Source organism: Chryseobacterium proteolyticum, assembly GCF_046591535.1.
GTDB lineage: Bacteria > Bacteroidota > Bacteroidia > Flavobacteriales > Weeksellaceae > Chryseobacterium > Chryseobacterium proteolyticum.
This window is the reverse complement of record NZ_JBJLWK010000001.1, coordinates 1,156,393-1,183,061: the sequence shown is the minus strand read 5'-3', so window position 1 is coordinate 1,183,061 and position 26,669 is coordinate 1,156,393. Positions and strand designations below refer to the sequence as shown.

Annotated in this window: 22 protein-coding genes and 2 pseudogenes; 21 read left to right on the top strand and 3 right to left on the bottom strand. The window is 36.0% G+C overall.

Annotated features, from left to right (window positions below):
• Positions 1 to 30: 30 nt before the first annotated feature.
• The 6 genes and pseudogenes from ACJ5H0_RS05540 (at position 31) to ACJ5H0_RS05515 (ending at position 4,436) form a co-directional block, all read left to right on the top strand.
• A pseudogene (locus ACJ5H0_RS05540) lies at positions 31 to 1,054 on the top strand (glutaminyl-peptide cyclotransferase).
• Positions 1,055 to 1,246: 192 nt separating this feature from the next.
• Positions 1,247 to 2,272, top strand: a complete 1,026-nt coding sequence (locus tag ACJ5H0_RS05535) for a glutaminyl-peptide cyclotransferase (protein ID WP_411248069.1) — start codon at positions 1,247 to 1,249, stop codon at positions 2,270 to 2,272.
• An 87-nt stretch (positions 2,273 to 2,359) separates the two neighbouring features.
• A complete protein-coding gene (locus ACJ5H0_RS05530) occupies positions 2,360 to 3,337 on the top strand; it encodes a hypothetical protein (RefSeq protein ID WP_411247918.1) in 978 nt (325 codons plus the stop codon).
• A 41-nt stretch (positions 3,338 to 3,378) separates the two neighbouring features.
• The gene (locus ACJ5H0_RS05525; RefSeq protein ID WP_172278961.1) at positions 3,379 to 3,993 is read left to right on the top strand and encodes a deoxynucleoside kinase; all 615 of its coding nucleotides are present in this window, start codon (positions 3,379 to 3,381) and stop codon (positions 3,991 to 3,993) included.
• 91 nt (positions 3,994 to 4,084) lie between these two features.
• Positions 4,085 to 4,285, top strand: coding sequence for a glutaredoxin domain-containing protein (locus tag ACJ5H0_RS05520; protein WP_411247916.1), 201 nt, complete (start codon positions 4,085 to 4,087; stop codon positions 4,283 to 4,285).
• Complete coding sequence (locus tag ACJ5H0_RS05515) at positions 4,254 to 4,436, top strand: ArsC/Spx/MgsR family protein (RefSeq protein ID WP_411248067.1); 183 nt, start codon at positions 4,254 to 4,256, stop codon at positions 4,434 to 4,436. Before ACJ5H0_RS05520 ends, ACJ5H0_RS05515 begins: the two co-directional genes overlap by 32 nt.
• Positions 4,437 to 4,487: 51 nt before the next feature.
• On the opposite strand, the gene ACJ5H0_RS05510 is transcribed toward ACJ5H0_RS05515, so the two are convergent.
• Positions 4,488 to 4,793: a DUF493 family protein gene (locus ACJ5H0_RS05510; protein ID WP_172278957.1), complete on the bottom strand. Its 306-nt coding sequence runs from the start codon at positions 4,791 to 4,793 to the stop codon at positions 4,488 to 4,490.
• 40 nt (positions 4,794 to 4,833) lie between these two features.
• Positions 4,834 to 5,511, bottom strand: coding sequence for a DUF4197 family protein (locus tag ACJ5H0_RS05505; protein WP_273648363.1), 678 nt, complete (start codon positions 5,509 to 5,511; stop codon positions 4,834 to 4,836).
• A 375-nt stretch (positions 5,512 to 5,886) separates the two neighbouring features.
• On the opposite strand from ACJ5H0_RS05505, the gene ACJ5H0_RS05500 reads away from it, so the two are divergent.
• The 14 genes and pseudogenes from ACJ5H0_RS05500 to ACJ5H0_RS05435 all read left to right on the top strand — a co-directional run bounded on the left by ACJ5H0_RS05500 (position 5,887) and on the right by ACJ5H0_RS05435 (position 24,756).
• Positions 5,887 to 8,727 carry a SusC/RagA family TonB-linked outer membrane protein gene (locus tag ACJ5H0_RS05500; protein ID WP_411247914.1) on the top strand — a complete coding sequence of 947 codons (2,841 nt, stop codon included), beginning with the start codon at positions 5,887 to 5,889 and terminating at the stop codon, positions 8,725 to 8,727.
• Between the two features lie 4 nt (positions 8,728 to 8,731).
• The gene (locus ACJ5H0_RS05495) at positions 8,732 to 10,207 is read left to right on the top strand and encodes a RagB/SusD family nutrient uptake outer membrane protein (protein WP_411247912.1); all 1,476 of its coding nucleotides are present in this window, start codon (positions 8,732 to 8,734) and stop codon (positions 10,205 to 10,207) included.
• Between the two features lie 73 nt (positions 10,208 to 10,280).
• Positions 10,281 to 11,666: a glucoamylase family protein gene (locus tag ACJ5H0_RS05490; RefSeq protein WP_411247910.1), complete on the top strand. Its 1,386-nt coding sequence runs from the start codon at positions 10,281 to 10,283 to the stop codon at positions 11,664 to 11,666.
• A gap of 45 nt (positions 11,667 to 11,711) precedes the next feature.
• Positions 11,712 to 12,413 (top strand): carboxylesterase family protein, encoded by a 702-nt coding sequence (locus ACJ5H0_RS05485; protein ID WP_172278947.1) that lies wholly within the window; start codon positions 11,712 to 11,714, stop codon positions 12,411 to 12,413.
• Positions 12,414 to 12,489: 76 nt separating this feature from the next.
• Positions 12,490 to 14,820, top strand: coding sequence for a beta-glucosidase BglX (gene bglX / locus ACJ5H0_RS05480; RefSeq protein ID WP_411247908.1), 2,331 nt, complete (start codon positions 12,490 to 12,492; stop codon positions 14,818 to 14,820).
• Positions 14,821 to 14,929: 109 nt separating this feature from the next.
• Positions 14,930 to 15,343 carry a hypothetical protein gene (locus ACJ5H0_RS05475; protein ID WP_172278943.1) on the top strand — a complete coding sequence of 138 codons (414 nt, stop codon included), beginning with the start codon at positions 14,930 to 14,932 and terminating at the stop codon, positions 15,341 to 15,343.
• A gap of 336 nt (positions 15,344 to 15,679) precedes the next feature.
• A pseudogene (gene purB / locus ACJ5H0_RS05470) lies at positions 15,680 to 17,108 on the top strand (adenylosuccinate lyase).
• 46 nt (positions 17,109 to 17,154) lie between these two features.
• Positions 17,155 to 17,913 (top strand): WG repeat-containing protein, encoded by a 759-nt coding sequence (locus ACJ5H0_RS05465; protein WP_411247906.1) that lies wholly within the window; start codon positions 17,155 to 17,157, stop codon positions 17,911 to 17,913.
• Between the two features lie 26 nt (positions 17,914 to 17,939).
• Positions 17,940 to 18,116 (top strand): hypothetical protein, encoded by a 177-nt coding sequence (locus ACJ5H0_RS05460; protein ID WP_411247904.1) that lies wholly within the window; start codon positions 17,940 to 17,942, stop codon positions 18,114 to 18,116.
• Between the two features lie 17 nt (positions 18,117 to 18,133).
• Complete coding sequence (locus tag ACJ5H0_RS05455) at positions 18,134 to 19,564, top strand: serine hydrolase (protein ID WP_411247902.1); 1,431 nt, start codon at positions 18,134 to 18,136, stop codon at positions 19,562 to 19,564.
• A 51-nt stretch (positions 19,565 to 19,615) separates the two neighbouring features.
• On the top strand, positions 19,616 to 23,311 hold the full coding sequence (locus ACJ5H0_RS05450; RefSeq protein WP_411247900.1) for a phosphoribosylformylglycinamidine synthase: 3,696 nt from the start codon (positions 19,616 to 19,618) through the stop codon (positions 23,309 to 23,311).
• Positions 23,312 to 23,325: 14 nt separating this feature from the next.
• Complete coding sequence (locus ACJ5H0_RS05445; RefSeq protein ID WP_411247898.1) at positions 23,326 to 23,706, top strand: barstar family protein; 381 nt, start codon at positions 23,326 to 23,328, stop codon at positions 23,704 to 23,706.
• A 90-nt stretch (positions 23,707 to 23,796) separates the two neighbouring features.
• A complete protein-coding gene (locus tag ACJ5H0_RS05440; RefSeq protein ID WP_411247896.1) occupies positions 23,797 to 24,423 on the top strand; it encodes an SGNH/GDSL hydrolase family protein in 627 nt (208 codons plus the stop codon).
• Positions 24,424 to 24,756 (top strand): gamma-glutamylcyclotransferase family protein, encoded by a 333-nt coding sequence (locus ACJ5H0_RS05435; RefSeq protein WP_172278932.1) that lies wholly within the window; start codon positions 24,424 to 24,426, stop codon positions 24,754 to 24,756.
• 48 nt (positions 24,757 to 24,804) lie between these two features.
• On the opposite strand, the gene ACJ5H0_RS05430 is transcribed toward ACJ5H0_RS05435, so the two are convergent.
• Entirely contained in the window at positions 24,805 to 25,104 is a 300-nt protein-coding gene (locus tag ACJ5H0_RS05430; protein WP_411247894.1) for a diacylglycerol kinase family protein, read from the bottom strand.
• Between the two features lie 257 nt (positions 25,105 to 25,361).
• Between ACJ5H0_RS05430 and dnaN the strand changes: the two genes are divergently transcribed.
• Complete coding sequence (dnaN, locus tag ACJ5H0_RS05425) at positions 25,362 to 26,492, top strand: DNA polymerase III subunit beta (protein ID WP_172278928.1); 1,131 nt, start codon at positions 25,362 to 25,364, stop codon at positions 26,490 to 26,492.
• Positions 26,493 to 26,669: the final 177 nt, after the last annotated feature.

Below are 26,669 nucleotides of genomic sequence, written 5' to 3'. Positions count from 1 at the left end.
GCTATTTTTGGGGAAATATTTAGAAATTCAATGAAAAAAAATATAATAGTTGGTTTTGCGGCGATTTTGATGTTGGCGTCTTGTAACAATGATAAAAAAATATTGAATAGTTTAAGTGATTATAACAATTCAATGGAAAGCAAAGGATATCACTTCGGGGATAAACTTGAACTTCCGAAAGATGTTGCAGATAATGCGGAAAGTGTAACCATCAGTTTTGGAGATAAGGAGACCTCAAACCTTGTGATTGATCCTAAATTTTTCACATTAGGAGATAATGCCGTTACTTTTAATATTAAAACAAAAGGAGGAGAAACATTAAATCAGGATGCTACGATCAATGTTTTTGCAAAAAATCCTGAAAAAAAAGATCTCTTATGAAATCGTTGCGGAATACCCGCATAATCCAGCCAACTTTGTGCAGGGATTTCAGATCGAAGGAAACACGATCTATGAAAGTGACGGGCAAAACGGATCTTCACAAATCCTGAAGTACACTCTGGGGACAACAACTCCTTTAGCTTCAACAAAGCAGGCTCAGGAAGACTTCTCCGAAGGAAGTACGATTGTAGGAGATAAAGTATATCAGTTGACATGGCAAAGCAAAAAAGGATATATCTACGATAAAAGTTCATTGAAGCTTTTATCTGAATTTGCTTATCCGAACGTATTAGGAGAAGGGTGGGGACTGACATATGACGGACAAAACCTGATTGCTTCCGATGGAAGTAAATTGTTGTATTTCCTTGATCCGAAAGATCCTTCAAAATTGGTTAAATATATTGCTGTAGCAGGAAGCTCACAGGCTTATGATCAGTTAAATGAATTAGAATACCACAATGGGTTTATTTATGCTAACGTATGGCAGAAACCTATTATTCTTAAAATAAACCCGGCAAACGGAGAAGTGGTGGGAACATTTGATTTTACAGATATTGCCAAGCAGAATACCAAGGGAAGTGATGATGTATTGAACGGGATCGCTTTCAAAGGAGAAAATATGCTGGTAACAGGAAAGAACTGGCCAAAAATATATGAAGTTGCCATTAAGTAATACAGACAACTCATTTAAAATTATATTTGAATAGCGCTCCCATCGGGCGCTATTTTAATGGAAAACAGAAAAAGAGGTTTTAATAATTAAATTTCCATATTCCAAATGACGTTACAGCATGATGATGCCCAAAGTGAAATTAGTACAAAGCAATAAATTTTGCTACTTTTGAGGAAATTATTTGGAAACTCAATGAAAGTAAATCCGATAGCCGGTCTTGTAGCGGTTGTATTATTAGTGTCTTGTAATAAAGATAAAGAGATTTTAAATTCTTTAAACGACTATAATCTTTCCATGGAACAAAAAGGCTATCATTATAATGATAAACTGAAAATTCCAGGGGATGTCTTAGAAAATGCAGAAACGATTACCATCAGTTTCGGGGATAAAGAAACCTCAGATTTAACCATTAATCCAAAGTTTTTTGGTCTTGGGGATAATGATGTAACATTTGTTGTTAAAACAAAAGGAGGAAAAACACTTTATCAGGATGCCACGATCAATGTCTTTGCAAAAAATCCTGAAAAGAAAATGTCCTACCAGATTGTAGCGGAATATCCACATGATCCCGATAATTTTATTGAAGGATTTACTTTAGAAGGGAATACGGTGTACGAGAGTGTAGGGTTAGAGAAATCATCTAAGCTTTTAAAATATAACTTGGGAGGAACCATACCCGTTAGTGTAACAAAACAACCAGCGGATATTTTTTCCGAAGGCTGTGCCACGGCAGGAGATAAGATATTTCAGTTAACCTACCGAAATAGAAAAGGTTTTGTATATGATAAAAATTCTCTGAAACTGATTTCTGAATTTCCTTTGGCATCAGCGATGAAAGAAGGATGGGGACTAACCTATGATGGTAAGAATCTGATAGCGACCGATGGTTCAAAAAACCTTTATTTTCTGAATGTAAATGATCCTTCTATAATATTAAAAACAATGCCTGTGGCAGGAAGCGCTGAAGTGTATGATCAGCTTAATGAACTGGAATACCACAATGGATTTATTTATTCAAACATCTGGCATAAACCGATCATTTTAAAAATTAACCCTGTGAACGGAGAGGTTGTGGGTACATTTGACTTTACGCAACTGACAGCAGAAAATTTCGGAGATAACACTGAGCATGTTTTAAATGGAATTGCCTTTAAAGGTGATAATATGCTTGTAACAGGAAAAAATTGGGCGAAAATTTATGAGGTTGCTATTAAATAATTTAAAATAATAACAATTGAATCACGATTAAAATAAAGTGTGTAAATTGGTCATATTCCTTCGGGAAATCATATTAGTAAAAGAACATTGAAATTATTACCCCTGATATTTGCTTTTGTTTTCTGCTCACTTTCTGCGCAGAAGGCTTTGCCACTGGATACCTTGAAATTAAAAGAAGCAAAAGACCTTTTTGCAGACGATTACGGAAATTTGTATATCTATAAGAATAAAGATTTCAGTTTAACCAAATATGATTCTTTAGGAAAGCAGATTGGGAAAATGATGCTTACGGTACCATTTAAAATCCAGGGGGTTCAAAATCCACTTTCAGTTCCCTTGTTTTCAGAAAATGCCCAGGAATTAAAGTTTGTAGATCAGAATCTCAATGAAATCCAGAGAATAGATTTTAAACAGAAGTTTGCATTTATAAAAATAGCATATGCAGAAGATCTCCAGCAGATATGGCTTTTGGATGAGAGCTCAAAACGTCTCATTCAGTACAATTTCAGAAATGATACCACAATAAATTCCTATCCTTTTGATGCAAGCTTTGACGATCTGATGGATCTTCTGGTTTATGAGAATAAAGTGTATATTCTGACAAGAAAGCATTTCAGGATCTATAGCCTGAAATTTGAAAAACTTACAGAGATTCCCATAGAAAACGGGAAACGATTCAGAAGGGAGAATGAGTCTGTTCTGATCATAACTAATAATTCAATTCTTAAATATATTCCGGAAAAAGGGTTGGTGAAAATTTTTGAAGATCCTGATGCACAAATTGTGGATAAAAACACGCTTGCTTATTTTGAAATCAAAGCGAACAACCTTTATCTTTACAACCTTGAAAAAATTAAACAGGCAAAACAGGAGTCTGAGCCTGAACCTGGAAATACAGAAAAACCTGTTCAGAAGACACCAGAGCAAACTGGAGAATCAGCAGACAAATCATTAGAAAAGGTTCAGGACAAGTTTATTAAAGACCAGTCTGTGGAAAAACCTGCAGATACTACGTTGAAAAAGCTTCTTGAAGAGACTGCAGAAGTTCAGACTGTTGGTATTTAATAATTTTTTCATGGACATCAATAAATAAGGGAAAATAGAATATGCACATTGCAGTTACAGGAAATATCGGAGCTGGAAAAACGACATTAACGACGATGCTCTCCAAGCATTATGGATGGGATGCACAATTTGAAGATGTAGACCATAATCCTTATCTGGAAGACTTTTATGCAGATATGAGCAAATGGAGCTTTGCTTTGCAGATTTACTTTTTAGGAAGCAGGTTCCGCCAGGTAAAAGAAATAAGAGAAAGTGGAAAGAATATCATTCAGGATCGTACCATTTATGAGGACGCCCATATTTTTGCGGAAAATTTAAATGATATGCACTTGCTTTCGGACAGGGATTTTAAAAATTATCAGGATGTTTTTAATTTAATGAAATCTTTTGTTTCAGCCCCCGATTTGTTGATCTATTTAAAATCTGATGTACCCAATCTGGTTAAAAAGATCTATAAAAGAGGAAGAGAATATGAAGCTTCGATCAGTATTGAATATCTTTCAAAATTAAATCAGAAATACGAAAAATGGATTTCCAATTATACCGAAGGTAGATTGTTGGTCATTGAGGTAGATGATCTTGATTTCGTTGAAAAACCTGAAGATTTTGGATTTATTCTGGAAAAAATTGAAGCTGAACTGAATGGATTGTTTTAATTAACAATACTTTAGGATCTTTTAGGATTGATGTAACTTGGATTTTATCTAAATTTGTTACATACAAGTTTAATTGTTTATATTATTAAATATGTTAGTTAAGGTTTTACATAATGGAAGTTGTTCAAAATCAAATGCTGTTTTAGAGTATCTTGATGAGAATGGAGTGCCGTTTGAGATCATCAATATTGTGGAGGACCCATTAAGTATTTTAGAGTTAAAAACAGTTTTAAAAAAAACTCAACCAGAGTGTTTTTCATCTGATCAGAAAGACGGAAAAATTATATCTTGAAAAATTTGCAGGAAAGAATTACTCAGAAGAGGAATGGTTGGAAATATTGTCTAAAAACCCTTCTTTAATTCAAAGGCCAATCTTAATAAAAGGCTCAGTCGCTATGCTGGGAAGACCTATAGAAAATGTAAAATATTTTATTGAGAAATAAACCAGAATGAAAAAATAAAAAAAGTCAGCTTTCGGCTGACTTTTTTATTTTTTATAAAAGGATCACTCCTTCTATTTTTCCAACTTCTTTATAAATATTTACGACCTGATCAGCGTCTAAGACAAAAGCATTGATATTGCAGGCTGTATATTTTCCATTTTTACTTTCTCTGTTTCCAAGCGTAAATTTAATGCCGTCAAAAACCTTATATATTTCTGTAAGTTTTGCCTGATCTGTAGGAATTATAAATTTAAATAAATAATCTTCCGGAAAGTCGTGGTGACCTTCCAGTTTTTCCTTTAAAGAATTATAAAATTCTTCAGGATTCGCGTGTTGATTTCCTTGAATGATATCCATCTAACAATTTAATTTATATATAAATTTAACGAAATTTTTTCTATTTTCCAAGTGGACCTAACAGGGCTTTGGAGTTCTTTATTTCGTAATCTTCAATGATATTAAACAGTCCGTTAACCAATTGTTCAGAGGCCAGCTTACTTAATCCTCCCGAATTTACAGTATTGCTGTTTCCACCCAGTAGGTTACCCAGGAAATTACTTCCTGCCAACGCTGTATTAATCGTTTTTACGATACCATACCGGTTAAGCTGTTCATCAACCTTTGGAGTAATAGCAGCTACAAGCTGATCCGAAGTTTTTTCCTTCAGAATTAAAGTAGCTGTACCTTTTTCTCCCTGAATGATTCTCGTTACATCCTGCGCATTCAAACTGTTAACTGCATTCTGAAGGATTGGTTTCGAAATATTTACAGTGTACGAAGCTGCTTCTGCAACATATTCCCTTTCCTTAGCAACTAGTGAAGGGGAAATTTTTTCCAGCATCGAATTGATATCTCTTAATTCTTTTGGTAACGCTTTATCCACCAGATTATTTTGTAGAAATGCATCTTTATTGCCATAAATATTCATTCCTTTATCGATTCCGTTCAATAAAAACTTTTTAATGATGGATAATCCCAGATCAGTCGTCGCAAGACTTGTGCAGGATTGTACAGAAGTTGTGATTACAGTAGCAGTTCCTGCAACTAATGCTATTGCCAGAATATATTTTTTCATTGATTTTTATTAATGGTTGAATTTTCAAATACCGGGCCAAAGGTAAACAGGAAAATCTGTTTAACAAAATATTAATTAAATGTTAGCGATTTGGGGAGTTATTCTATAAAAACCCTTTAATATTCATTGTAAATTAAATGTTAAATTAAATTTATTTTTAGTGATAATACGTTAAAAAATTGACTTTTCACACATGATGTGTGATGTATCATGTTAATTTTAGAATTATTACGATATATTAACAATGTTTCATATATTTTTATAATTTTGGATTAATGTCTTTTTTTGAGAAATACAATATTTATTTAATTAAAGACAGCTTTGCAGTTTAAAAATCTGCTAAGAAATTTGATTGTACGAAATAAAATTGACTATATGAAACAAAGTGATTTAAAGTATTCATCACTCATTGCCGTATTGTATTTTGGTATGAATGTGAATGCGCAGGTAACTCCTAAAGATACTGTCCCTAAAGAACAGAAGATCGAGGAGGTAGTAATGATCGGTTATGGTAGCCGTAAGAAAGTGGATAATACCACATCTATCAGTTCCATTAGTGCTGAAGAGGTAACCAAAACAAAAGTTTTAAATGCTTCGCAAGCCATTCAGGGAAAAGCTGCGGGTGTACAGGTTATTGCCTCTGATTTACCAGGATCCACACCTACAGTGATGATTAGAGGGCTTGGTACCGTAACCGGAGGAAGAACTCCTCTTTATGTAGTGGATGGAATGTTTTTGTCCAATATTAATAATATCAACTCTAATGATATTCTTACCTATGATATATTAAAAGATGCTGCAGCATTGGCTATTTATGGTAATAGAGCAGCCAATGGGGTTATTATTATTACAACAAAATCAGGTAAGGGTAAACTCAATGTTACTTACGATGGTTTAGTGGGGGTAAGAACACCTTTAAAAACTGTTAGTATGGCGAATGCCTCTGAGTTTGCCAATTATAATAATATTGCATTAGGTACCAATAAATTTTCTTCTAATCAACCGGTAGATACAGACTGGTTTAAAGAGATTACAAGAACTGGAATGTATAACCAGCATAATTTATCAATTTCAGGAGCTTCTGAATCGGTTAAATATTTCTTTAGTTTAAGCAACTATGATGAACAGTCAATTCTTAGGGGGACAGACTTTAACCGTGCCACAATCCGGTCAAATAATGAGTTTAAAATTGCAAAGGGTATTACATTATCTCAGAACTTCAGTGTAGCCTTTACAAAAACTACACCTAAACCTCTGGATGCTTTTACCACTGCTTATAAACAATCTCCAATAGTTCCTGTTCGCTTTCCGTCAGGTCAGTTTGGAGTTCCATTTGTAAATGCAAATGGAGTTGTGGATTACTCCGGATCAAAATTTAATGATGTTGGTAATCCTGTAAGTCAGCTATTTTTTAACAATGAAAAAAATAAAAACACACTATTACAAGGAGGTTTAAAATTAGATGTTGATATCCTAAAAGGATTGAAATTTACTTCCCAGTTTAATGGTGAATATTCTAACTATAAGGCATACAACTTTACTGATGCTTTAGGAGTTTGGCTGGCAGCCGACCCTACGAGGGTTGCAAGTGGGTATAATGCCTCGGATCCGGTAAATACACTTTCAAATACAAGAGAAGATTATTACAATTGGGCTCTAACAAATTATTTGACTTATAATAAGAAGTTTGGAGCTCATGATATTGAAGCAACAATTGGTACAGAAACAACTGTGAGAAATGGTATTGATCAACTTATTGTAAAAAGAAAGAACTTGCTTTTAAATGATCAGAATTATTGGAATTTAAATGGAACTGATTATGTAAATAATGTACAGAGTTTAACGTCCATCAAATTTGACAGAAATACAACAACGTCTTATTTTGCCAGAGCTCAATATAAATTAATGAATCGTTATTTATTAAGTGCAACAATAAGAAGAGATGGATCATCTCAGTTTGCAGATGGGCAAAAGTGGGGTACATTCCCTTCGTTTGGAGCAGGATGGGTAGTATCCGAAGAAGACTTCATGAAAGATGGATTTTTCAATTTGTTGAAACTTAGAGGAGGCTGGGGTAAACTTGGAAACCAGAATGTTCCATTAAACTATCTTCCGCTAAATTCAGGAACTACGTATAACTACGGGTTTGGAAATGCAAACAATGTAAGTAATGGAATTACTGTGAACAAAGGCTATGACCCTGTTCTTGGTTGGGAGGTAACTGAGGAAACCTCTGCAGGAATTGATTTTGGTGTATTGAATAACAGATTGACAGGAACAATCGATGCCTACAATAGAGAAACCACAAATCTTATTCTGGGAATCACAAATTATATAACCTCTGGGCAATCTGAAACATATTATTCGCATGTAGGCGCTGTAAGAAACAGAGGTCTTGAATTTTCATTAAATTGGGCTGATAAAATAGGGCAAGATTGGTCTTATTCAATTGGTGGAAATTATTCATTAAACCAAAACAGGCTGACCAGAGTAGATACTCAGAAAAATATTGCTCAGCTTAGTGGTGGAGACCTTGGTAACGGACAGTGGACAAAATTATTTAATGGAACTACGGTTGGACATGCATTGGGAAGCTTTTATTTATGGGAATATGATGGAGTTGACGCCAATGGCAATATGAAGTATAAAGATCTTAATGGAAATGGGATTACGGGGTCAGCAGATGCTGGTGATAGGAAATATTTTGATTCATACATTCCAAAATCAACTTTGGGTATCAATGTTTCCTTAACATATAAAAATTGGGATTTTGCTGCTAACGGTTATGGAGCTTTTGGATTTAAAGTTTATAACGGTAAAAAAGCTCAAAGGATTAACGGCGAAAACATTGAATCATCAGTTGCCAACGATTATTGGTCCGCTTCTAATCCAAATGCTTCTAATCCAAGACCTGCAACGGGTATTCCCATTGCCTCCACCTATTTCTTAGAAGATGGAGATTATTTCAGAATTAATAACATCACCATAGGGTACACAATTAAGGATATTGCTAAATATGTGAAATCCATTAAGCTTTATGTAAGTGCTATAAATCCTGTAGTATGGCAAAAATATTCAGGATACTCTTCTGAATTGTCAGGGTATAGTGCTACAGATGCACAGGCTGAGGGGAATCCTTATAAACTAGCTGGGGTTGAATTAAATTCTTACCCTACATTGAGGTCTTTTGTATTTGGTCTTAACGTAAACTTCTAAAAAAATGAAAAGAAATAAAATATTACTCGTCTCTTTAATGTTATTAGGATTAGGGACGGTTACACAAAATTGTAGCGACGATTTTATCGACGTTGCCCCTTCTGAATCAATGACGATTGGTGATCTGGACAAATTCAACAATGATAATGGAGCAACTTACTTCGTAAATTCAATTTATGCTAAATTTTTAGATTGGAATATGAGTACATTTGCCTGGATTGGTGTCACATCTATTATCTCCGATGATGCGGATAAAGGGTCCAGCCCCGGAGATGCAGGATCAGATAAAGATATTCTGGATGCTTTAAACATCACAGCCACTACGCCTTCTTTTAAAGAATTATTTGCTTCAAATTATCAAGGGATCAATAGATCTAATCAGGCTTTACAGTATATTCCTCAATTAGATAAAGCTGATCCCGCATTAAGGAAAAGGCTAATCGGAGAAGCTAAATTCTTAAGAGCATTTATGTATTTTACCTTGGTAAGATCCTTTGGTGGGGTTCCTTTAGTAGATCATGTACCTGTCCAAGGGAATGAGAACGATAAAAAGATGCAGCTTACAAGAGTAAGTAAAGAAGAAATCTATGCCTTTATAGAAAAAGATCTAAAAGATGCTATCGAAGCACTTCCCGACCGCACAACATATACAGGGACAAATGTAGGAAGAGCTTCTGTGGGAGCTGCGCACGCTCTATTGGCAAAAGTGTATCTTTATCAGAAGAAATGGCAGTTAGCAGTCGACCAAACAAATTTAGTTACAGGTTATTCACTTACACCTAATTTTATTGATATTTATAAAGTTTCCGGAGAAAATAATGCAGAGTCCATTTTTGAAATTAATGGTTCCGGGAGTGATAACGGCAGAGCTATTCAGCAATATTCCCAAGTTCAGGGTGCCCGTGGTGCAGGAGGCTGGGGTTGGGGTTTTGCAACTCCAACTCAGGGATTGTATGACGCCTACACTGCTGAAGGAGACACAGAGAGAAGGGATGCAACAATTATTCATAGAGAAATGACTTTGTATGATGGACGGTTTGTCCCTGCTACTGTAGAAAATAAATTCTATAATTACAAAGCTTACTCTTCTGATTATACGAGTCAGGCCTCGACAGATGTTAATATTCGTTATCTAAGATATGCTGAAGTATTACTAATTAAGGCAGAAGCATTGAATGAATTAGGACAGACCAGTTCTGCCATTCCATTGTTGAACCAGGTGAGACAAAGAGCTAATATTGCGAATACAACAGCAACTTCTCAAGCCGATGTAAGAACTGCAATCTGGAAAGAAAGGAGATTGGAACTGGCTTTTGAACACGACAGATGGTTTGATCTGGTTCGAACAGGGCAAGCAAAAACAGCAATGGCAGCTGATGGGGGAAAAAACTTCATTGTCGGGAAGCATGAATTGTTTCCTCTTCCTCAGGACTTTATTACTGAGGCAGGTGGCTTATCAGCTCAAAACCCAGGTTATTAATTCATTATAATACAAATAGCCAAAGTTTAGCTTTGGCTATTTTTTTAATTAACTCTATGTAAACGTATATTTTATGAAGTTAGGAATCATTTCTATTCTGGCAGTGGCGTCATTATTTTCCTGTAAAAATGCCCAGATGGGAAAACAGGAAATAGTAAAAAAAGAAGCTGTAAAAAGTACTATGAGTGATGAACAGCTGATGGACAAGGTTCAACGGGATGCTTTAAAATATTTCTGGGATTATGCAGAACCGAATTCTATGTTGGGAAGAGAACGTTACCATGAAGATGATATCTATCCGGATCATGATAAACATGTAATAACTACAGGTGGATCAGGATTTGGCTTAGCTACAATATTGGTCGGAGTGGAAAGAGGTTTTGTTCCCAGGAAAGAAGCGGTGAAAAGATTGACGCATATGATGGATTTTCTTGCTAAAGCAGATCGCCATAAAGGAGCATGGTCTCACTGGATCAATGGAGAAACGGGCAAAACAGTTCCTTTTGGAAAAAAAGATAATGGAGGAGATTTGGTGGAAACCGCATTTTTAACTTCTGGAATTTTAATGGTCCGTGAATATTTTAAAAATGGGAATGATGAAGAAAAAGCTCTGGCAAAGAAATGTGACGAACTATGGAAAGGAATTCAATGGAACTGGTATACCAAAGGCGGAGAGAAGGTTTTGTATTGGCACTGGTCTCCGGAATATCAGTGGGAAATGAATTTTCCATTGGAAGGATATAATGAATGTATGATTACTTATATTCTGGCGGCATCTTCTCCAACCTATTCAATTGATGCAGAAACTTATTATAAAGGATGGACCAGAAACGGAACTTTTCTTTCAGATAAAACGAAATACGGTCTTCCGATGTATGTGAAGCATAACTCTGCTGAGGAGTATGGCGGACCTTTATTCTGGGCACATTATTCATATATCGGGTTAGATCCCACCGGCCTTTCAGATAAACTGATTAAAAATTATTTTGATTTAAATAAAAACCAGGTCCTTATTGATTATAAATATTGTCTGGAAAACCCAAAACAATGGAAAGGATATGGTCCGGATTATTGGGGGCTTACGGCAAGCTATTCCAGAAATAACGATGGAACTACCGGATACAACGCTCATTTTCCTCAGAATGACCATGGGGTTATTTCTCCAACTGCAGCTTTAAGCAGTTTTCCTTATTCACCGAAAGAATCAATGGACTTTTTAAAATTTATTTATATTAAAAAACCTGAATTTGTGGGTTCAGCAGGACCTTATGACGCGACATCTATCCATTATAACAATTGGTTTACCCCACGGTATCTTGCCATCGACCAGGGAACAATTGCTCCGATGATTGAAAACTACAGGACAGGATTTTTATGGAAGCTGTTTATGAATGCTCCTGAAATTCAACAGGGTTTGAAAAAATTAAGTTTCAAATCTGAAAAATATGGAATCAAATAAAAGACTTTGTTCCCATTTATAATAAGTCAAAATCTCACTAACAATATGAAATTAAAACTTAGACATGCTTTGTTTCTGCTTCCGCTTTTTTCTTTACAGATGAATGGTCAGGAGATCAAGGCAGAACTCAACAAGGAAATCAAAAGAACAGAAAAGATAGCTTATATTTTGGACTATCCCCAAAAAGTAAAAGGAAATCTTCCGTTAATTGTTTTTCTCCATGGATCGGGAGAAAGGGGAACTGACCTTGAAATGGTAAAAGCCCATAGTCCCTTTACCTATAAAAATCTGATCAAGGAACCTGTTGCTATTTTAGCTCCTCAGTGTCCTGCAGATAGCTGGTGGGATACCATTACCGTTTATAACCTGATTAAAGAAATTCAGAAAAAATATAAAATCGATGCTTCCAGGATTTACCTTACGGGGCTTTCACTGGGAGGTTGGGGAACCTTAAAACTGGCAATGGAGCATCCTGAAATGTTTGCTGCTGTAGTCCCGGTATGTGCTCCTACAGATCAGATTATGACAGCAAATGTCAATCGATATAAAGATCTGAATATGAAAATTTTTCACGGTGGAATGGATGACATTGTTTTGCCTGAAAATGCGTTCAGATTATACCAGAAGTTACATCCGGTAAACCCTGGTGCGGAATTAATCATATTCCCGAATGATAATCATAACTCCTGGGACTCAGCTTATTCAGACCCCGGATTATACGAATGGATGTTGTCCAAGAAGAAGTAAGATAAATAATAACGAAAAGTAAGAATCCGGATTAAGAATCTGATGTTCACAATTACTATTAAAAAATGAAGATAAAATGAGTAAAAAGTTAGTTTTAATAGCTGCGTTAGCACTTTCGCCATTGTTTTCGGCTCAGGAAATGGTTACAAGACCTGTTCAGTCCTACCAGACGGCCCAATATCAGGCAAAGAAAAAAGCCTTTGTAGATCAGCTTTTGTCAAAAATGACCTTAGATGAAAAAATAGGACAGTTGAATTTACCAAGTTCGGGAGATTTTACCACAGGATTGGCTCAAAGTTCCGACATAGGTAAAAAAGTAGAACAAGGTTTGGTCGGTGGATTATTCAATATAAAAGGAGCGGACAAAATAAAAGCAGTTCAGAAAGTTGCGGTAGAAAAGAGTCGATTGAAGATTCCGTTGATCTTTGGGATGGATGTTATTCATGGTTATGAAACAACTTTTCCTATTCCTCTGGGCTTGGCAGCTTCATGGGATATGAACATTATTCAGCAATCTGCGAGAGTTGCCGCAAAAGAAGCATCTTCTGATGGAATTAACTGGACATTTTCCCCAATGGTGGATATTTCGCGCGAACCAAGATGGGGGAGAGTCTCTGAAGGTTCGGGAGAAGATCCTTTTTTAGGCAGTGAAATAGCCAAAAATATGGTATATGGCTATCAGGGAAAAGACCTTTCTGTAGGCAATACCATTTTAGCGTGTGTAAAACATTTCGCATTATATGGAGCCGGTGAATCAGGGAGAGACTATAATACCGTAGATATGAGTCATGTGAGAATGTTCAATGAATATTTCCCTCCTTATAAAGCTGCTGTGGATGCCGGAGTTGCATCAGTAATGGCATCATTTAATGAAGTGGACGGAGTTCCTGCAACCGGAAACAGATGGCTTCAGACAGAGGTTCTGAGAAATAAATGGAATTTCAAAGGCTTTGTGGTAACGGATTATACCGGAATTAATGAAATGGTAGATCATGGAATGGGAGACCTTCAGCAGGTTTCGGCTTTAGCTTTAAAGGCCGGGGTTGATATGGATATGGTAGGAGAAGGTTTTTTGACAACCCTTAAAAAATCCTTGTCAGAAGGAAAAGTTACGCAGGCTGAAATTGATATGGCAGCTAAAAGGATTCTTGAAGCTAAATATGATTTAGGATTGTTTGATGATCCCTATCGTTATGGCAATGCTAAATTAGCAGCAAAAGAGGTTTATAACCTCGAAAACCGTACGATTGCCCGAAATGCCGCTGCTCAATCAATGGTTTTAATGAAAAATGACAATCAGGTTCTTCCATTGAAAAAAACGGGGACCGTAGCAGTCATTGGTCCTTTGGTAAACAATTCTTTGAATATGGCAGGAACCTGGAGCGTCGCAGCAAAGCATGATCAATCTGTTGCTTTGATGAAAGGTCTTCAGGACAATTTTGGAAAAGAAGTAAAATTTATTTCAGCAAAAGGAGCTAACATTGATTACAGTGCTAAATTAGAAGAGATCTATGCAGCTCATGGAAAGAAAACAGATAGAGATAACCGTTCAAAAGAGGTGCTTTTAAAAGAAGCTGTGGATGTTGCCAATAAAGCGGATGTCATTGTTTTAGCCATCGGGGAATCGGCAGAAATGAGTGGTGAATCTTCTTCGAGAACGGAAATCACCATTCCACAGTCTCAGGTTGATCTATTAAATGAGCTGAAGAAAACAGGAAAACCTATTGCAATGGTGCTTTTCACGGGTAGGCCATTAGCCCTTACAAATGTAAAAGATGTTCCTGATGCCATTCTGAACGTCTGGTTTTCTGGTTCTGAAGCAGGAAATGCTATTTCTGATGTATTATTTGGAAAAGTGAATCCTTCCGGAAAATTACCGATGACATTCCCAAGAAGTCTTGGACAGGTGCCTATTTATTATAATGCTAAAAATACAGGACGTCCGTTAAGTCAGGATCTTGTTGATAAATGTGAGTATCAGAGATTCCGTTCCAATTATATGGATGAGTGTAATACGCCTCTTTATCCGTTCGGTTTTGGTTTGAGCTATACCCAATTCAACTACTCTGATATTACAGTATCTGATCCTAATCCGAAAGGAAACCAAACCGTTCAGGCCTCTGTTACGATAACCAATTCAGGGAATTATGACGGAGCAGAAGTCGTACAATTGTACATCCGCGATATGGTAGGAAGCATTACAAGACCAGTAAAAGAATTAAAAGGATTCCAGAAGGTTTTCCTTAAAAAAGGAGAATCTAAAAAAATTACTTTTGATATAACACCGGAAAGCTTAAAATTCTATAATGGGGATTTAAAATTTGACTGGGAACCGGGAGAGTTTGATATTATGATCGGAACCAATTCAGAGGATGTAAAACACTCTAAAATTAATTGGAGCAAATAATTTTAAGCCATTCATTTTGAATGGCTTTTTTTGTATCTTAGAATTAAATTAACTAATACCCTATTTTTGGCATACTTTTTACCAATCTGAAAACATTAAAAAATTAAATATGAAAAAAACAATTTTACTAAGCGCGATGTTCCTGGGTTCTTTCACTTTTGCACAACAGAAAGCTCCGGTTTTAGGAGGGGACAGAGATGTCCATGGTTGTAAAGGCTCTGCGGGTTATACTTACTCACAGATCAAGAATGATTGTGTACGGGTTTTCGAACAAAAAATCAAATTAAAAGAAGTCGGCTCGGATAAAAGCTATACCACAATGACTGCCGTTATTTTTAGCAAAAATATGAAACAGGCGGAAATCTTTATTCCGGATGGGAATGCCAAAAGTATTATTCTGGAAAGAGAAGGGAAAGGAAACATCTGGAAAAGTGGAAAACATATAAAAGAAAGCTATGTCCTGGTTCCTTATAAGAAAAAAGGTTATCAGATCAAGAAAGATGATGTTGTTATTTACCAATAAATCAGGAAGGCCATTCGAAAGAGTGGCTTTTTATTTTGATGCCAGAAATGTTTACCATTATGGAAAAAAGTTATATATTGGTTTTTATTTGGAGCTTTTTCCCGCTTTTCGTTTCAATCTTTTTTTTTCAAAAAAGGATTTCCTCTGCAATCGGGGCTAGCATTGTCTTGAAATTTTCAATGATCACTCTGATTTATTTTTGAAAGTAATCAATAGAAATAATTAGTGTTCTTTAAAATTACCCATAGTTTTTAATCAAAATCTAAAACCTCCGTAACAATTTTTCTCTCTCACTGAAAATCCGTATTTTTGTGCATCTAAAAGTAATAAGAAAGAATGAATTCCTACAAAAATCCATTGGAAGAACGCTACTCCAGTGAAGAAATGTTATTTAACTTCTCGCATAATAACAAATTCCAGAATTGGAGAAAGCTTTGGATAGCTCTTGCTGAAATCGAAAAAGACCTTGGACTTGAAATTACAGACGAGCAGATCGCTGACTTAAAAGCTAATGCTGAAAACATCGATTATGACAAAGCAGCAGAGTACGAAAAAAAAATTCCGTCATGATGTAATGGCTCACGTTCACGCATATGGTGATGTAGCACCTTCAGCAAAAGGAATTATTCACCTGGGAGCAACTTCAGCTTTTGTAGGAGACAATACAGACTTAATTCAGATTCGTGACGGACTTTTAATCTTAAAGAAAAAGTTGGTTAACGTAATGAAAAACCTGGCAGATTTTGCAATTCAGTACAAAGACCTTCCGACTTTAGGGTTCACTCACTTCCAGCCGGCTCAGTTGACAACAGTTGGAAAAAGAGCTACTCTTTGGTTGCAGAGTTTGGTTCTTGATATTGAAGAATTAGATTTCTTCCTTGAAACCCTTCGTTTCAGAGGAGTAAAAGGAACTACAGGAACTGCTGCAAGTTTCCTTGAACTTTTCAACGGAGATTATTCTAAAGTAAAGCATTTAGATAAAGAACTTTCAAAAAGATTCGGTTTTGATAAGGTTTTTGGAGTTTCCGGACAGACTTACGATAGAAAAATTGATGCGAAAGTGGTGGCTTTATTAGGAAATATTGCACAATCTGCACATAAATTCACAAACGATTTACGTTTACTTCAGAACCTTAAGGAAATTGAAGAGCCATTCGAGAAAAACCAGATCGGTTCATCAGCTATGGCTTACAAACGTAATCCGATGAGAAGCGAAAGAATCGGGGCATTGGCAAAATATGTAATGTCTCTGACGACAAGTTCTGCCATGGTAGCTTCTACACAATGGTTTGAAAGAACATTGGATGACTCAGCCAACAAGAGATTAACAATTCCTCAGGCGTTTTTAGCTGTGGATGCAATCTTGTTGATCTGGAATAACATTATGAACGGAATTGTAGTTTATCCGAACAGAATCAATAAGCACATAATGGAAGAACTTCCTTTCATGGCAACAGAATATATTATCATGGAAGAAGTAAAAGCAGGAGGGGACCGTCAGGAAATCCACGAGGTCATCAGGGTTCACTCTATGGAAGCTTCTAAAAAAGTAAAAGAAGAAGGAAAAGAAAACGATCTGATTGAAAGGATTCTAAATGATGATTCTTTAAAGCTCGATAAATCAAAATTAAAAGAAGTTCTGGATCCTAAAAATTTCATTGGCTTTGCACCTATTCAAACGGAGGAATTCATTAAAAATGAAGTTCAGCCGATACTGGAGCAGAACAAAGACATGATTGGACTGGAGGCTGATCTTAAAGTATAATACCATATGCAGTCTTTTCGGCTGCATTTTTTATTTCTTTGCAGGTATGAACAGAATACTATTTTTCCTTTTGATACCCACTCTTTCCTTTTCACAGGGAAAAGATGTTTTAACCTACTTTAAATCAAAAGATTCTTTGGTAGGGGTAAAAGATCATACCGGAAAAATTATTGTTCCTGCACAGTTCAAAGTCTTTTCATTTCTAAAAGACGGCGATCCTGTAAAAGAAGAAACCATTTATTTCGACGGGTCTAAAAAGGATGAGATAAAAGAAAAAAACGCCTGGGGATATGTCTATGATAAAAAAGGGAATTTCCTTTACAGACCTTTCCTGTACGATAATGGCGCTGACTATTTTTCTGAAGGAGTAAGACGGTTTGTTAAAAATGGAAAGGTAGGTTTTGTAGACAGAAACGGTACAACGGTAATTGAAGCCAAACACGATTTTGTTTCACCATTTAATTACGGATATGCTGCCTATTGTGATGGATGTGATTGGGAAAAAACCAATGATGAGCACAAAGCAATGGTAGGAGGAACATGGGGAGTGATGAATTTTAAAGGAGAAGTGATCCAACCTGTTGCGGCACAAACGAATTCCGTAGAAGTTAATGGGAAATTTTATCCAAATCCATTCAAATATAATGAGAAGGAGAAACGTATTCTTCAATTTTTCGAAAACAAAATACAAAACTTTCGGAAATCTATTATGTCAACTGGTATAATAAATTATCCAAAGAGGAAAAAAAACTTTTTTTTGAAATCGTTGAAAGACCAAAAGAAAACTTTCCTTTTTATCAGGTAAATACATATGATTACAGGAAAATAGATGTGGGATTAACATTTGATTTCAAATTTTTAGTCTCAGCAGAGGGCCAGGAAATTTTTGCACTGGACTATGATAATGAAAAAGTTCCTTTTGAAAAGTGGCTTAAGAGAGAAATCGGAAAAGCTCAGAAATATCAGGAAGAACATCCTGATAATCCTAATAAATTCATAAACAAATAACAGACTTTACTCAGCAGATGAGAAAACATATAATACTATTGATATTGGCTTTTGGATTTGTAAAAAACTATGCACAAAGCGAGAAGACAATTTATTCAATAATGAATACAAATGCTGAAAATATTGCGGAAAAAACAGGAGCTTATTCTGTTTCCCTTGGAATTGTAAAGGATGGAAAAATATACACTACCCATTTTGGAGAAATAGACAAAGGAAAAGGAAATAAGGCGGATGACAATACGTATTTTGAGATTGCTTCGGTAACAAAGCTTTTTACGGGGCAATTGCTTGCAAAAGCGGTCTTGGAAGGGAAAATAAACCTTGATGATGACATCCGGAAATATCTGAAGAAGGATTATCCCAACCTGGAATATAATGCTACTCCAATAAAGGTGAAAAATCTTCTTTCCTATACCACAGCATTGCCAAGGGAGTTGCCTAATGAAGATGATTTACGTGCTAACATGACCGAAAGAACTCCTTTCCTAATGAAGGAACGTGAGGCTGGATATACAAAAGATCAGTTCTATAAAGATTTGGAAAAGGTAAAATTAGATACCATTCCCGGAATAAAATATAACTACAGCAACCTGAGTCTTGAATTAGCAGGTATTATGTTGGAAAATGTTTATGGAACAGATGTAGAGGCCCTTTACAATCAGAATATTTTTTCAAAATTAGGGATGAAGCATACCAAGTTTACCTTGAATAAAAATGAAACCTTAGTTAACGGATATGGAGAAAACCATCTGTTGATGCCGCATTTCGCATCTAATTTATGGGGTTCTACAGGAGCAAAAACAAAATCAACTCTTAGCGATTTGATGAAATTCCTGAAAGATGAATTGTATTCAACGGATAGTGTTGTTCGTGAAACCCATAAGAATATCGAAGATAGCAAAGAAAACTGGCATGGCTACCTTTGGGATGATTACTATGTGAGTGAATTTGGAAAAGTAGGATTTAAACACGGAGGAGCTTATGGTACGCAGACTTGGTTTACTGTATATCCTGAATTGAATATAGGAATCTGTGTGATTGTAAACGTAAGTGTACCCGGAGGAGGTTTTATCCTTCAGGATTGCGTTTCAAAAATGATGGAGGATTTTACTTCACCCTCAGCAAATAAAAAAGAAATTTACGGGTATGCCATTAAGGGAAATAATGTCGTTTTTACTTATGATCATCCAAAGAAAGCAGATTCTGGATTGATCAATACTATTTCAGTTGCAGGCTCGTTCAACGATTGGAATCCAAATAATAAGGACTATCAAATGACAAAAAAAGGAAATAATCATTATGAATTGAAAATTCCGGTGTCTAAATTTGAAAAAGATAAGACATATTCCTTTAAATTTGTACTCAATAATAATTGGTGGATAATAACTCCCAAAAGTGCGTCCAATATTGATGGCACAAAAGATAACAATTTAGTGTTGACGCTCTGAACTCAGAAAATTAAAAAAATAAATCTAATATTAAATAAAATCTGACATCTAATGTCTAATAACAAAAGAATTTTCGTAGAAAAAAGAGGAATTTTTGATGTTGAAAGTCCAAAAATTTTTGATGAGGTAAAAGCGGTTGTTCCGGCTGTTCAAAGCGTGAAAGTATACAACGTGTATGATATTTTCAACCTGAATGACGGAGAATTTGAAAAAGTGGTCAATAACACTTTTGTAGACCCTGTTACTGATATTTTGCATACAGAGAACCCTGCAAAAGCTATTCATTTCGGAATGGAATTTTTACCGGGACAGTATGATCAGAGAGCAGATTCTGCACAGCAGTGTATCGCCTTACTGACAGAAAATGAAAAATCAAAAGTAAGAAGTGGAAAACTGATTGAATTTGAAGGAGTTTCTGAAGCCGATTTGGTTAAGATCAAAGATCTTCTAATCAATAAAGTGGAATCTCAGGAAAAAGATTTATCTATTCTGGATATTCCTGCTGATGAAACACCATCAAAAGTAATCATCCACGAAAACTTCATCAATTTCAATGATGCGGAACTTGAAAACTTTTATAATAATCATGGTTTTGCACTAGGATTGGACGACCTGAAATTCATTCAGGAATATTTCAAAACTGAACAAAGAAATCCTACGGAAACAGAATTAAAAGTATTAGATACCTATTGGAGTGACCACTGTCGTCATACAACTTTTGAAACAGAATTGTCAGACATTCAGTTTGAAGGTCAGTTCAAACATACATTGGAAACTATTTTCAATGATTATATCGAAAAAAGAAAATTCTTAGGGCGTGAACTGAAGCCGATTTCATTAATGGATCTGGCAACGGTATGCGGAAAGTATTTCCATAAAACAGGGAATCTTGATAACCTTGTTATTTCTGATGAGATTAATGCATGTACCATTCAGATCGAAGCAGAATACGATGGTAAAAAAGAACCTTGGTATTTATTATTCAAAAATGAAACGCATAACCACCCGACGGAAATTGAACCTTTCGGAGGAGCATCTACATGTTTAGGAGGAGCGATCAGAGACCCGTTGTCCGGAAGATCTTTCGTATTTCAGGCCATGAGATTAACAGGTGCTGCCGATGTTTTAGAACCGGTTGATAAAACATTACCGGGAAAACTACCTCAAAAAACCATTACGAAACAGGCTGCCAACGGATATTCATCTTATGGTAACCAGATCGGGCTTGCCACGACAATGGTTTCTGAAATCTATGATGAAGGGTACAAAGCCAAAAGAATGGAGGTAGGTTTCGTTACCGGGGCTGTTCCTGTAGACTGGGTAAGACGTGAGAAACCTGCTAATGGTGATTCAATCATTATCTTAGGAGGAGCAACAGGTCGTGACGGAGTAGGAGGAGCAAGCGGAAGTTCAAAAGAACAGGACGAAACCTCTATTCACACCATGAGTTCAGAGGTTCAGAAAGGAAATGCCGTAGAAGAACGTAAAATTCAGAGATTATTCAGAAACCCTGAAGTAACGAAGCTGATCAAAAAATCAAACGACTTCGGAGCAGGAGGTGTTTCTGTGGCAATCGGTGAGATCGCAGACTCTTTAGAAGTAAACCTTGATGTATTACCATTAAAATATGAAGGATTAAACGGAACCGAACTGGCTATTTCTGAATCTCAGGAAAGAATGGCTGTGGTGGTAGATCCTCAGGATAAAGAAAAATTCATTAAATTCTGTGAAGCTGAAAACATTGTGGCTGTAGAAGTGGCAAAAGTGACAGATTCCGGAAGAATGCAGATGTTCTGGAAAGGGGACAAAATTGTAGATCTTTCAAGAGCATTTTTAGATACCAACGGATGTTCAAAATCTCAGGAAGTGAAAATTACTCACCTGGAAGAAGTAAAACAAGAAACAAAAGCTTTCAAAACAGAAAACTTCCTGAACATCTTAAAAGATAAAAACGTAGCTTCCCAGAAAGGACTACTTGAAATGTTCGACTCTTCTATCGGAGCCACTACGGTAGCTATGCCTTTGGGAGGTAAATACCAGCAAACCCTGATGGAAGGAAGTGTGCAGACACTACCTATTTTAGGAGCAAAAGATATCAAAACCGTTTCTCTCGCAAGCTGGGGATTCGATGCTGAGATCTCAAAACAAAACTCACTGTTAGGAGCATCTTACGCTGTCGTGGAGAGTGTGGCAAAGATTATTGCCATGGGAGGTGATTATAAAAATATCAGACTGAGCTTCCAGGAATATTTCGAAAAATTGGGACAAAACCCTGAAAAATGGGGCAAGCCCTTAGCCTCTCTTTTAGGGGCTTATGATGCTCAGATCAAATTGGGTCTGGCAGCAATCGGAGGTAAAGATTCGATGAGTGGAACATACCAGGACCTTAACGTTCCACCAACCCTGATTTCTTTTGCATGTGCCAACGGAGATAAAGAAAACATCATCTCTCCGGAATTGAAAACAGCAGGAAACAAATTGTATTTCTTCAATCACATTGCTCAGGAAAGCGGACTTCCAAACTATGATGCTTTAAAAGAAGTTTTTGAATTCATTTTCGAAAATATCAAATCCGGGAAAATTGTTTCTGTAAAAACAGTAAAAGAAGGTGGTCTTGCCGTAGCTTTGGCAAAAATGAGTTTCGGAAACAGATTAGGAGCAGAGATCAATGCTGATGAAAATGTATTATTAGCAAAAAATATCGGAAGCTTAGTTATCGAGGCGAAAGAAGAATTAAGCGCAGCTTCCCTTCAGTTGATCGGAGAAGTAAAAGACTCAGGAACCTTAAAAATTAACGGTATTGAATCAGACATTACAGATCTTGTAGCGGCCAATACTAATACATTTGAAAATCTTTTCCCGACTGTAGAAAAAGAAAAGATCACGGTTGAAATTGATGCAAAACATAACTCGGTCAACCCAAGAAATATCATCATTAAAAAACACGGAATCGCACAGCCGAAAGTATTTGCTCCGGTATTCCCGGGAACCAACTGTGAATATGACACACTGAATGCATTCCAGAAAGAAGGCGCTGTAGTAAGCAGCTTACCTTTAATCAATATCAATCACCAGTTACTCGATGAAAGCATTGATGCATGGGTGGAAGAGATCAGAACATCTCAGATCCTTGCATTCTCAGGAGGTTTCTCTGCGGGTGATGAGCCGGATGGTTCTGCAAAATTCATTGTAAACGTTCTGAAAAACGAGAAAATGAAAAATGCAGTTCACGAATTATTAGACAGAGACGGAATGATCATCGGAATCTGCAACGGATTCCAGGCGCTAGTGAAATCGGGACTTTTACCTTACGGAAGAATCAAAGATCTGGATGAGAATTCTCCAACATTAGCTCACAACGCCATCAGAAGACACATCTCCCAGATGGTAACAGTGCAGGTAGTAAATGACGAAAGCCCTTGGTTAAAAGGAATGAAAGGACAGACTTTCACCATTCCGATTTCCCACGGTGAAGGACGTTTCATGGCTTCAGAAGATGAAATCAGGAAATTATATGAGAACGGACAGATTGCTACCCAGTACATTGATCTTGATGGAAACATTGCCCACGGGATGCCTTTCAACCCGAATAACTCATTATTCGGAATCGAAGGAATTACCAGCCCATGTGGGAAGATCTATGGAAGAATGGGACACCCAGAACGATTTGCTGAAGGTCTCATGAAAAATATTCCAACAGCGAACTATCACAATATCTTTAAAAATGGAGTTGAGTACTTCAAATAACAATAATAAAAAAAATGATCGTCATTAATGGCGGTCATTTTTTTGATCTGGCGGGCTTCTATGAAGAAGTTTCAGAAGTACTGATGAAAAATGCTGACTGGAAAGTCGGAACTTTGGATGGTTTTGATGATATCCTGTATGGGGGATTTGGAGTTTTTGAACCGCATGAAGAAATTGAATTGATCTGGAAGAAATCTGGAAAATCCGGACATGATTTGGGTTTCGAGGCCACCCGCGAGTTTTATGAGAGAAAAATAAAGCAGGGAAAACCTTTTAATATAGAAATGATCAGAGAAAAACTGAACGAGCTGATAGCACAAAAGGGACAAACTTTATTTGATATTCTCGTAGAAATTATTGAATCACATCAAAATATTAAGCTAATTTTGGATTGAAATTAACAATCCATTAAAGGGGATAAAGATTATGGTCAGGTAACTTCTTACCGCTTTAAAATCTTAGTGATTAAATTATAAGACTTAGAAATGAAAAGAATGATTTATGCGCTGTTCTTTGGGGACAGTATTACATATGGTGAATATGACGGAGTATTTGGTGGATGGGTTGATATTTTAAAAAGATATGCATTACAGAAATTCCATGAAGGTCACAATGAATTGATTGTTTATAATTTAGGAATCGGAGGAGAAACAACGGAAGGTCTGATAAAGAGGATACCTCATGAGCTGGCTGCAAGGAATTCCGCAGATGGAAATGTTGTTTTTATTGCCTATGGAGCAAATGACCTAGCTATTAAAAATGGAAATAAAATGGTAGCGCCTGAGGATTTTACAGCTAATATTGAGGAGGCCATCAGAATTGCAAAACAATTTACTACAGATATATATCTGGTGAGCATTCTTCCTTTTTCTAAAGATGTAGATGGAATTGAAGTTGCTTCCGGAAAGCTGAGAACCAATGATGAGGTCCTTACTTACAATAGTATTCTGAAAGGCATGACAGAAAAGCATTCTTTAACCTATATTGATTTTTATTCTGCATTGGTAGACGATAAAGAAGTTCTTCTTTCCCAGGACGGCGTACATCCTAATGAAAAAGGCTATGGAATGATGGCCGAAATTGCAATTCCAACCATTGAAAAATATTTATAAATGCCTTATTTATTTTCATACGGAACTTTACAGAAAGAGCAGGTACAGACCCAAACCTTTGGAAGGCTGCTCAAAGGTGATAAAGATGTTCTCATAGGTTATACATTAAAAATGCTTGAGATTACAGATCCGGAAGTTCTGAGAAAAAGTAACCAGAAATACCATCCTATTTTAACGTTTTCAGGTCATGTCGAAGACCAGGTAGAAGGGATGCTTTTTGAGATTACAGACGATGAAATTCTGTTGGCTGATGCGTACGAAGTGGACGATTATAAAAGAATCGAAACAATTTTTAAATCCGGAAGAAAGGGCTTTATTTATGTCGCAAGATAATTTTAAGCAACAGTAATTATTCTAAGCAGAGCACGATTTCGGCTTTCTCTAGCTGAATAGATACTTCGGATAAACCAAAATCCCTACAATTAATGATACAATAGCCATAAGAATTACAGCACCTGCTGAAATATCTTTAATAAAGCCTATTCTTTTATCAAATTCAGGCTGAATGATATCGCAGATCCTTTCAATGGCAGTGTTAAGAATTTCCGTACTTAAAACCCCAAAACAAACGATGAGGACGAGGGCAGTATCGAATTTTGATAACTGTAAATAAAAAATAAGGAAAATGTTGATCAGCAGAGCAATACACTCGATCTGAAAATTTCTTTCTGTTTTTATCATTAAAAAAAAGACCTCGAAAAGCATTCCGGAAACTTGTATGAATAGGAGGTTTACGCATGATAAAAAAGATTATGTACAAATATAATTAATTGATCAAAGAAAATGCCTATCTTTAGTCCTTAATGATGGTTTATCCATTAAAAAAGTATCCCGGAAGTAGTTTTAAAAATCTTTTACTCGTTGTTAATAACTCTCAGAATTATATTTTTTAATCTATTTTCTATTTATTATATTTGTAAAAATTTATTTTTAAATCTATGAAATTTATTATTTCAAGTGGTGAATTGCAGAAGGCTTTGCAAACTGTAAGTGGCGTAATATCAAGCTCTCAATCGAGACCGATCTTAGAAAACTATCTTTTCGAATTAAACGAAACCCAGGTTACCATTACAGCATCTGATGGCGAAACAACTCTTGTAACTTCTTTGGAAGTAAAGTCTGATGATTCGGGTAAATTTGCTGTTCCTGCTAAAATTTTTCAAGATTTTATCAAAACATATGGTGAACAACCGCTTACATTTTCTGTAAAGGATAATGCTGAGGGAACGGGTAGCCAGCTGGAAATTTTGGATGAAAAGGATAATTTCGCAGTAGCATTGGATAATGCGGATGATTATCCGGAGCTTCCTGAATTTGATGCTTCACAAAGCGTGACTATGTCCGCAGGTATTTTATCTGAAGCACTTACCAATACTCTTTTTGCAACAAGTAATGATTCTCTTCGTCCGGTGATGACAGGAGTTCTATTCCAGTTCGGGGAAAATGAGACGAATTTTGTTTCTACAGATTCTCACAGACTGGTTGTTTACAAAAGAATGGACCTGATGAACGTAGAACCTATGGAGTTCATCATGCCTAAAAAACCTTTAAATATTTTCAAAAATATATTGGCAAGTTCCAACGAAGACGTTACTATCGATTTCAATGAGAACATGGCTAAATTTACTTTTGGTAAACATATCTGGATCTGTAGACTGATTGACGGAAAATATCCTAACTATACTGCGGTTATTCCAAAAGAAAATCCGAATGTATTAACAATCAACAGAAACCTGCTATTAGGTGCGATCAAAAGAGCATCGATCATGTCTAATAAATCAACCAATCAGGTAAGATTTAAATTATCTGCCAACATCCTTCACCTTCACGCAGAAGATACGGAATATGCAAACAAAGCAGATATGCAGATCCCTTGTGATTATAACGGAGAAGATATCAACATCGGGTTTAGCTCTAAGTTTTTAACAGAAATGTTGACTATTCTTGGTTCTGACGATATCACAATGAAAATGTCTCAGCCAAACAGACCGGGAATCATTGAACCTCTTGACGGTCTTGAAGAAAACGAAAATATCTTAATGTTATCAATGCCGGTAATCGGACTATAAGATTAAGCTCAATTAAATAACAGAGGTTTTGAATTTTCAGGACCTCTTTTTTTTGTTTTTGCGTTCAGTTGGGAAGTTAAAAATTTCGTTATTTCTTAAAAAAAACACGACCTTTGTAAACGCAAAATTCGAAGTAAAAATTTTCAAAATAAAGTGAATGAAACCTTATAGGTTGGC

Coding starts and splice junctions, on each gene's coding strand:
- ACJ5H0_RS05490 (WP_411247910.1), top strand. CDS start 10,281: ATGAAGTTAGGAATCATTTCTATTCTGGCAGTGGCGTCATTATTTTCC.
- dnaN (WP_172278928.1), top strand. CDS start 25,362: ATGAAATTTATTATTTCAAGTGGTGAATTGCAGAAGGCTTTGCAAACT.
- ACJ5H0_RS05455 (WP_411247902.1), top strand. CDS start 18,134: ATGAGAAAACATATAATACTATTGATATTGGCTTTTGGATTTGTAAAA.
- ACJ5H0_RS05510 (WP_172278957.1), bottom strand. CDS start 4,793: ATGGATATCATTCAAGGAAATCAACACGCGAATCCTGAAGAATTTTAT.
- ACJ5H0_RS05485 (WP_172278947.1), top strand. CDS start 11,712: ATGAAATTAAAACTTAGACATGCTTTGTTTCTGCTTCCGCTTTTTTCT.
- ACJ5H0_RS05430 (WP_411247894.1), bottom strand. CDS start 25,104: ATGATAAAAACAGAAAGAAATTTTCAGATCGAGTGTATTGCTCTGCTG.
- ACJ5H0_RS05535 (WP_411248069.1), top strand. CDS start 1,247: ATGAAAGTAAATCCGATAGCCGGTCTTGTAGCGGTTGTATTATTAGTG.
- bglX (WP_411247908.1), top strand. CDS start 12,490: ATGAGTAAAAAGTTAGTTTTAATAGCTGCGTTAGCACTTTCGCCATTG.
- ACJ5H0_RS05500 (WP_411247914.1), top strand. CDS start 5,887: ATGAAACAAAGTGATTTAAAGTATTCATCACTCATTGCCGTATTGTAT.
- ACJ5H0_RS05450 (WP_411247900.1), top strand. CDS start 19,616: ATGTCTAATAACAAAAGAATTTTCGTAGAAAAAAGAGGAATTTTTGAT.
- ACJ5H0_RS05440 (WP_411247896.1), top strand. CDS start 23,797: ATGAAAAGAATGATTTATGCGCTGTTCTTTGGGGACAGTATTACATAT.
- ACJ5H0_RS05475 (WP_172278943.1), top strand. CDS start 14,930: ATGAAAAAAACAATTTTACTAAGCGCGATGTTCCTGGGTTCTTTCACT.
- ACJ5H0_RS05435 (WP_172278932.1), top strand. CDS start 24,424: ATGCCTTATTTATTTTCATACGGAACTTTACAGAAAGAGCAGGTACAG.
- ACJ5H0_RS05445 (WP_411247898.1), top strand. CDS start 23,326: ATGATCGTCATTAATGGCGGTCATTTTTTTGATCTGGCGGGCTTCTAT.
- ACJ5H0_RS05520 (WP_411247916.1), top strand. CDS start 4,085: ATGTTAGTTAAGGTTTTACATAATGGAAGTTGTTCAAAATCAAATGCT.
- ACJ5H0_RS05525 (WP_172278961.1), top strand. CDS start 3,379: ATGCACATTGCAGTTACAGGAAATATCGGAGCTGGAAAAACGACATTA.
- ACJ5H0_RS05465 (WP_411247906.1), top strand. CDS start 17,155: ATGAACAGAATACTATTTTTCCTTTTGATACCCACTCTTTCCTTTTCA.
- ACJ5H0_RS05495 (WP_411247912.1), top strand. CDS start 8,732: ATGAAAAGAAATAAAATATTACTCGTCTCTTTAATGTTATTAGGATTA.
- ACJ5H0_RS05505 (WP_273648363.1), bottom strand. CDS start 5,511: ATGAAAAAATATATTCTGGCAATAGCATTAGTTGCAGGAACTGCTACT.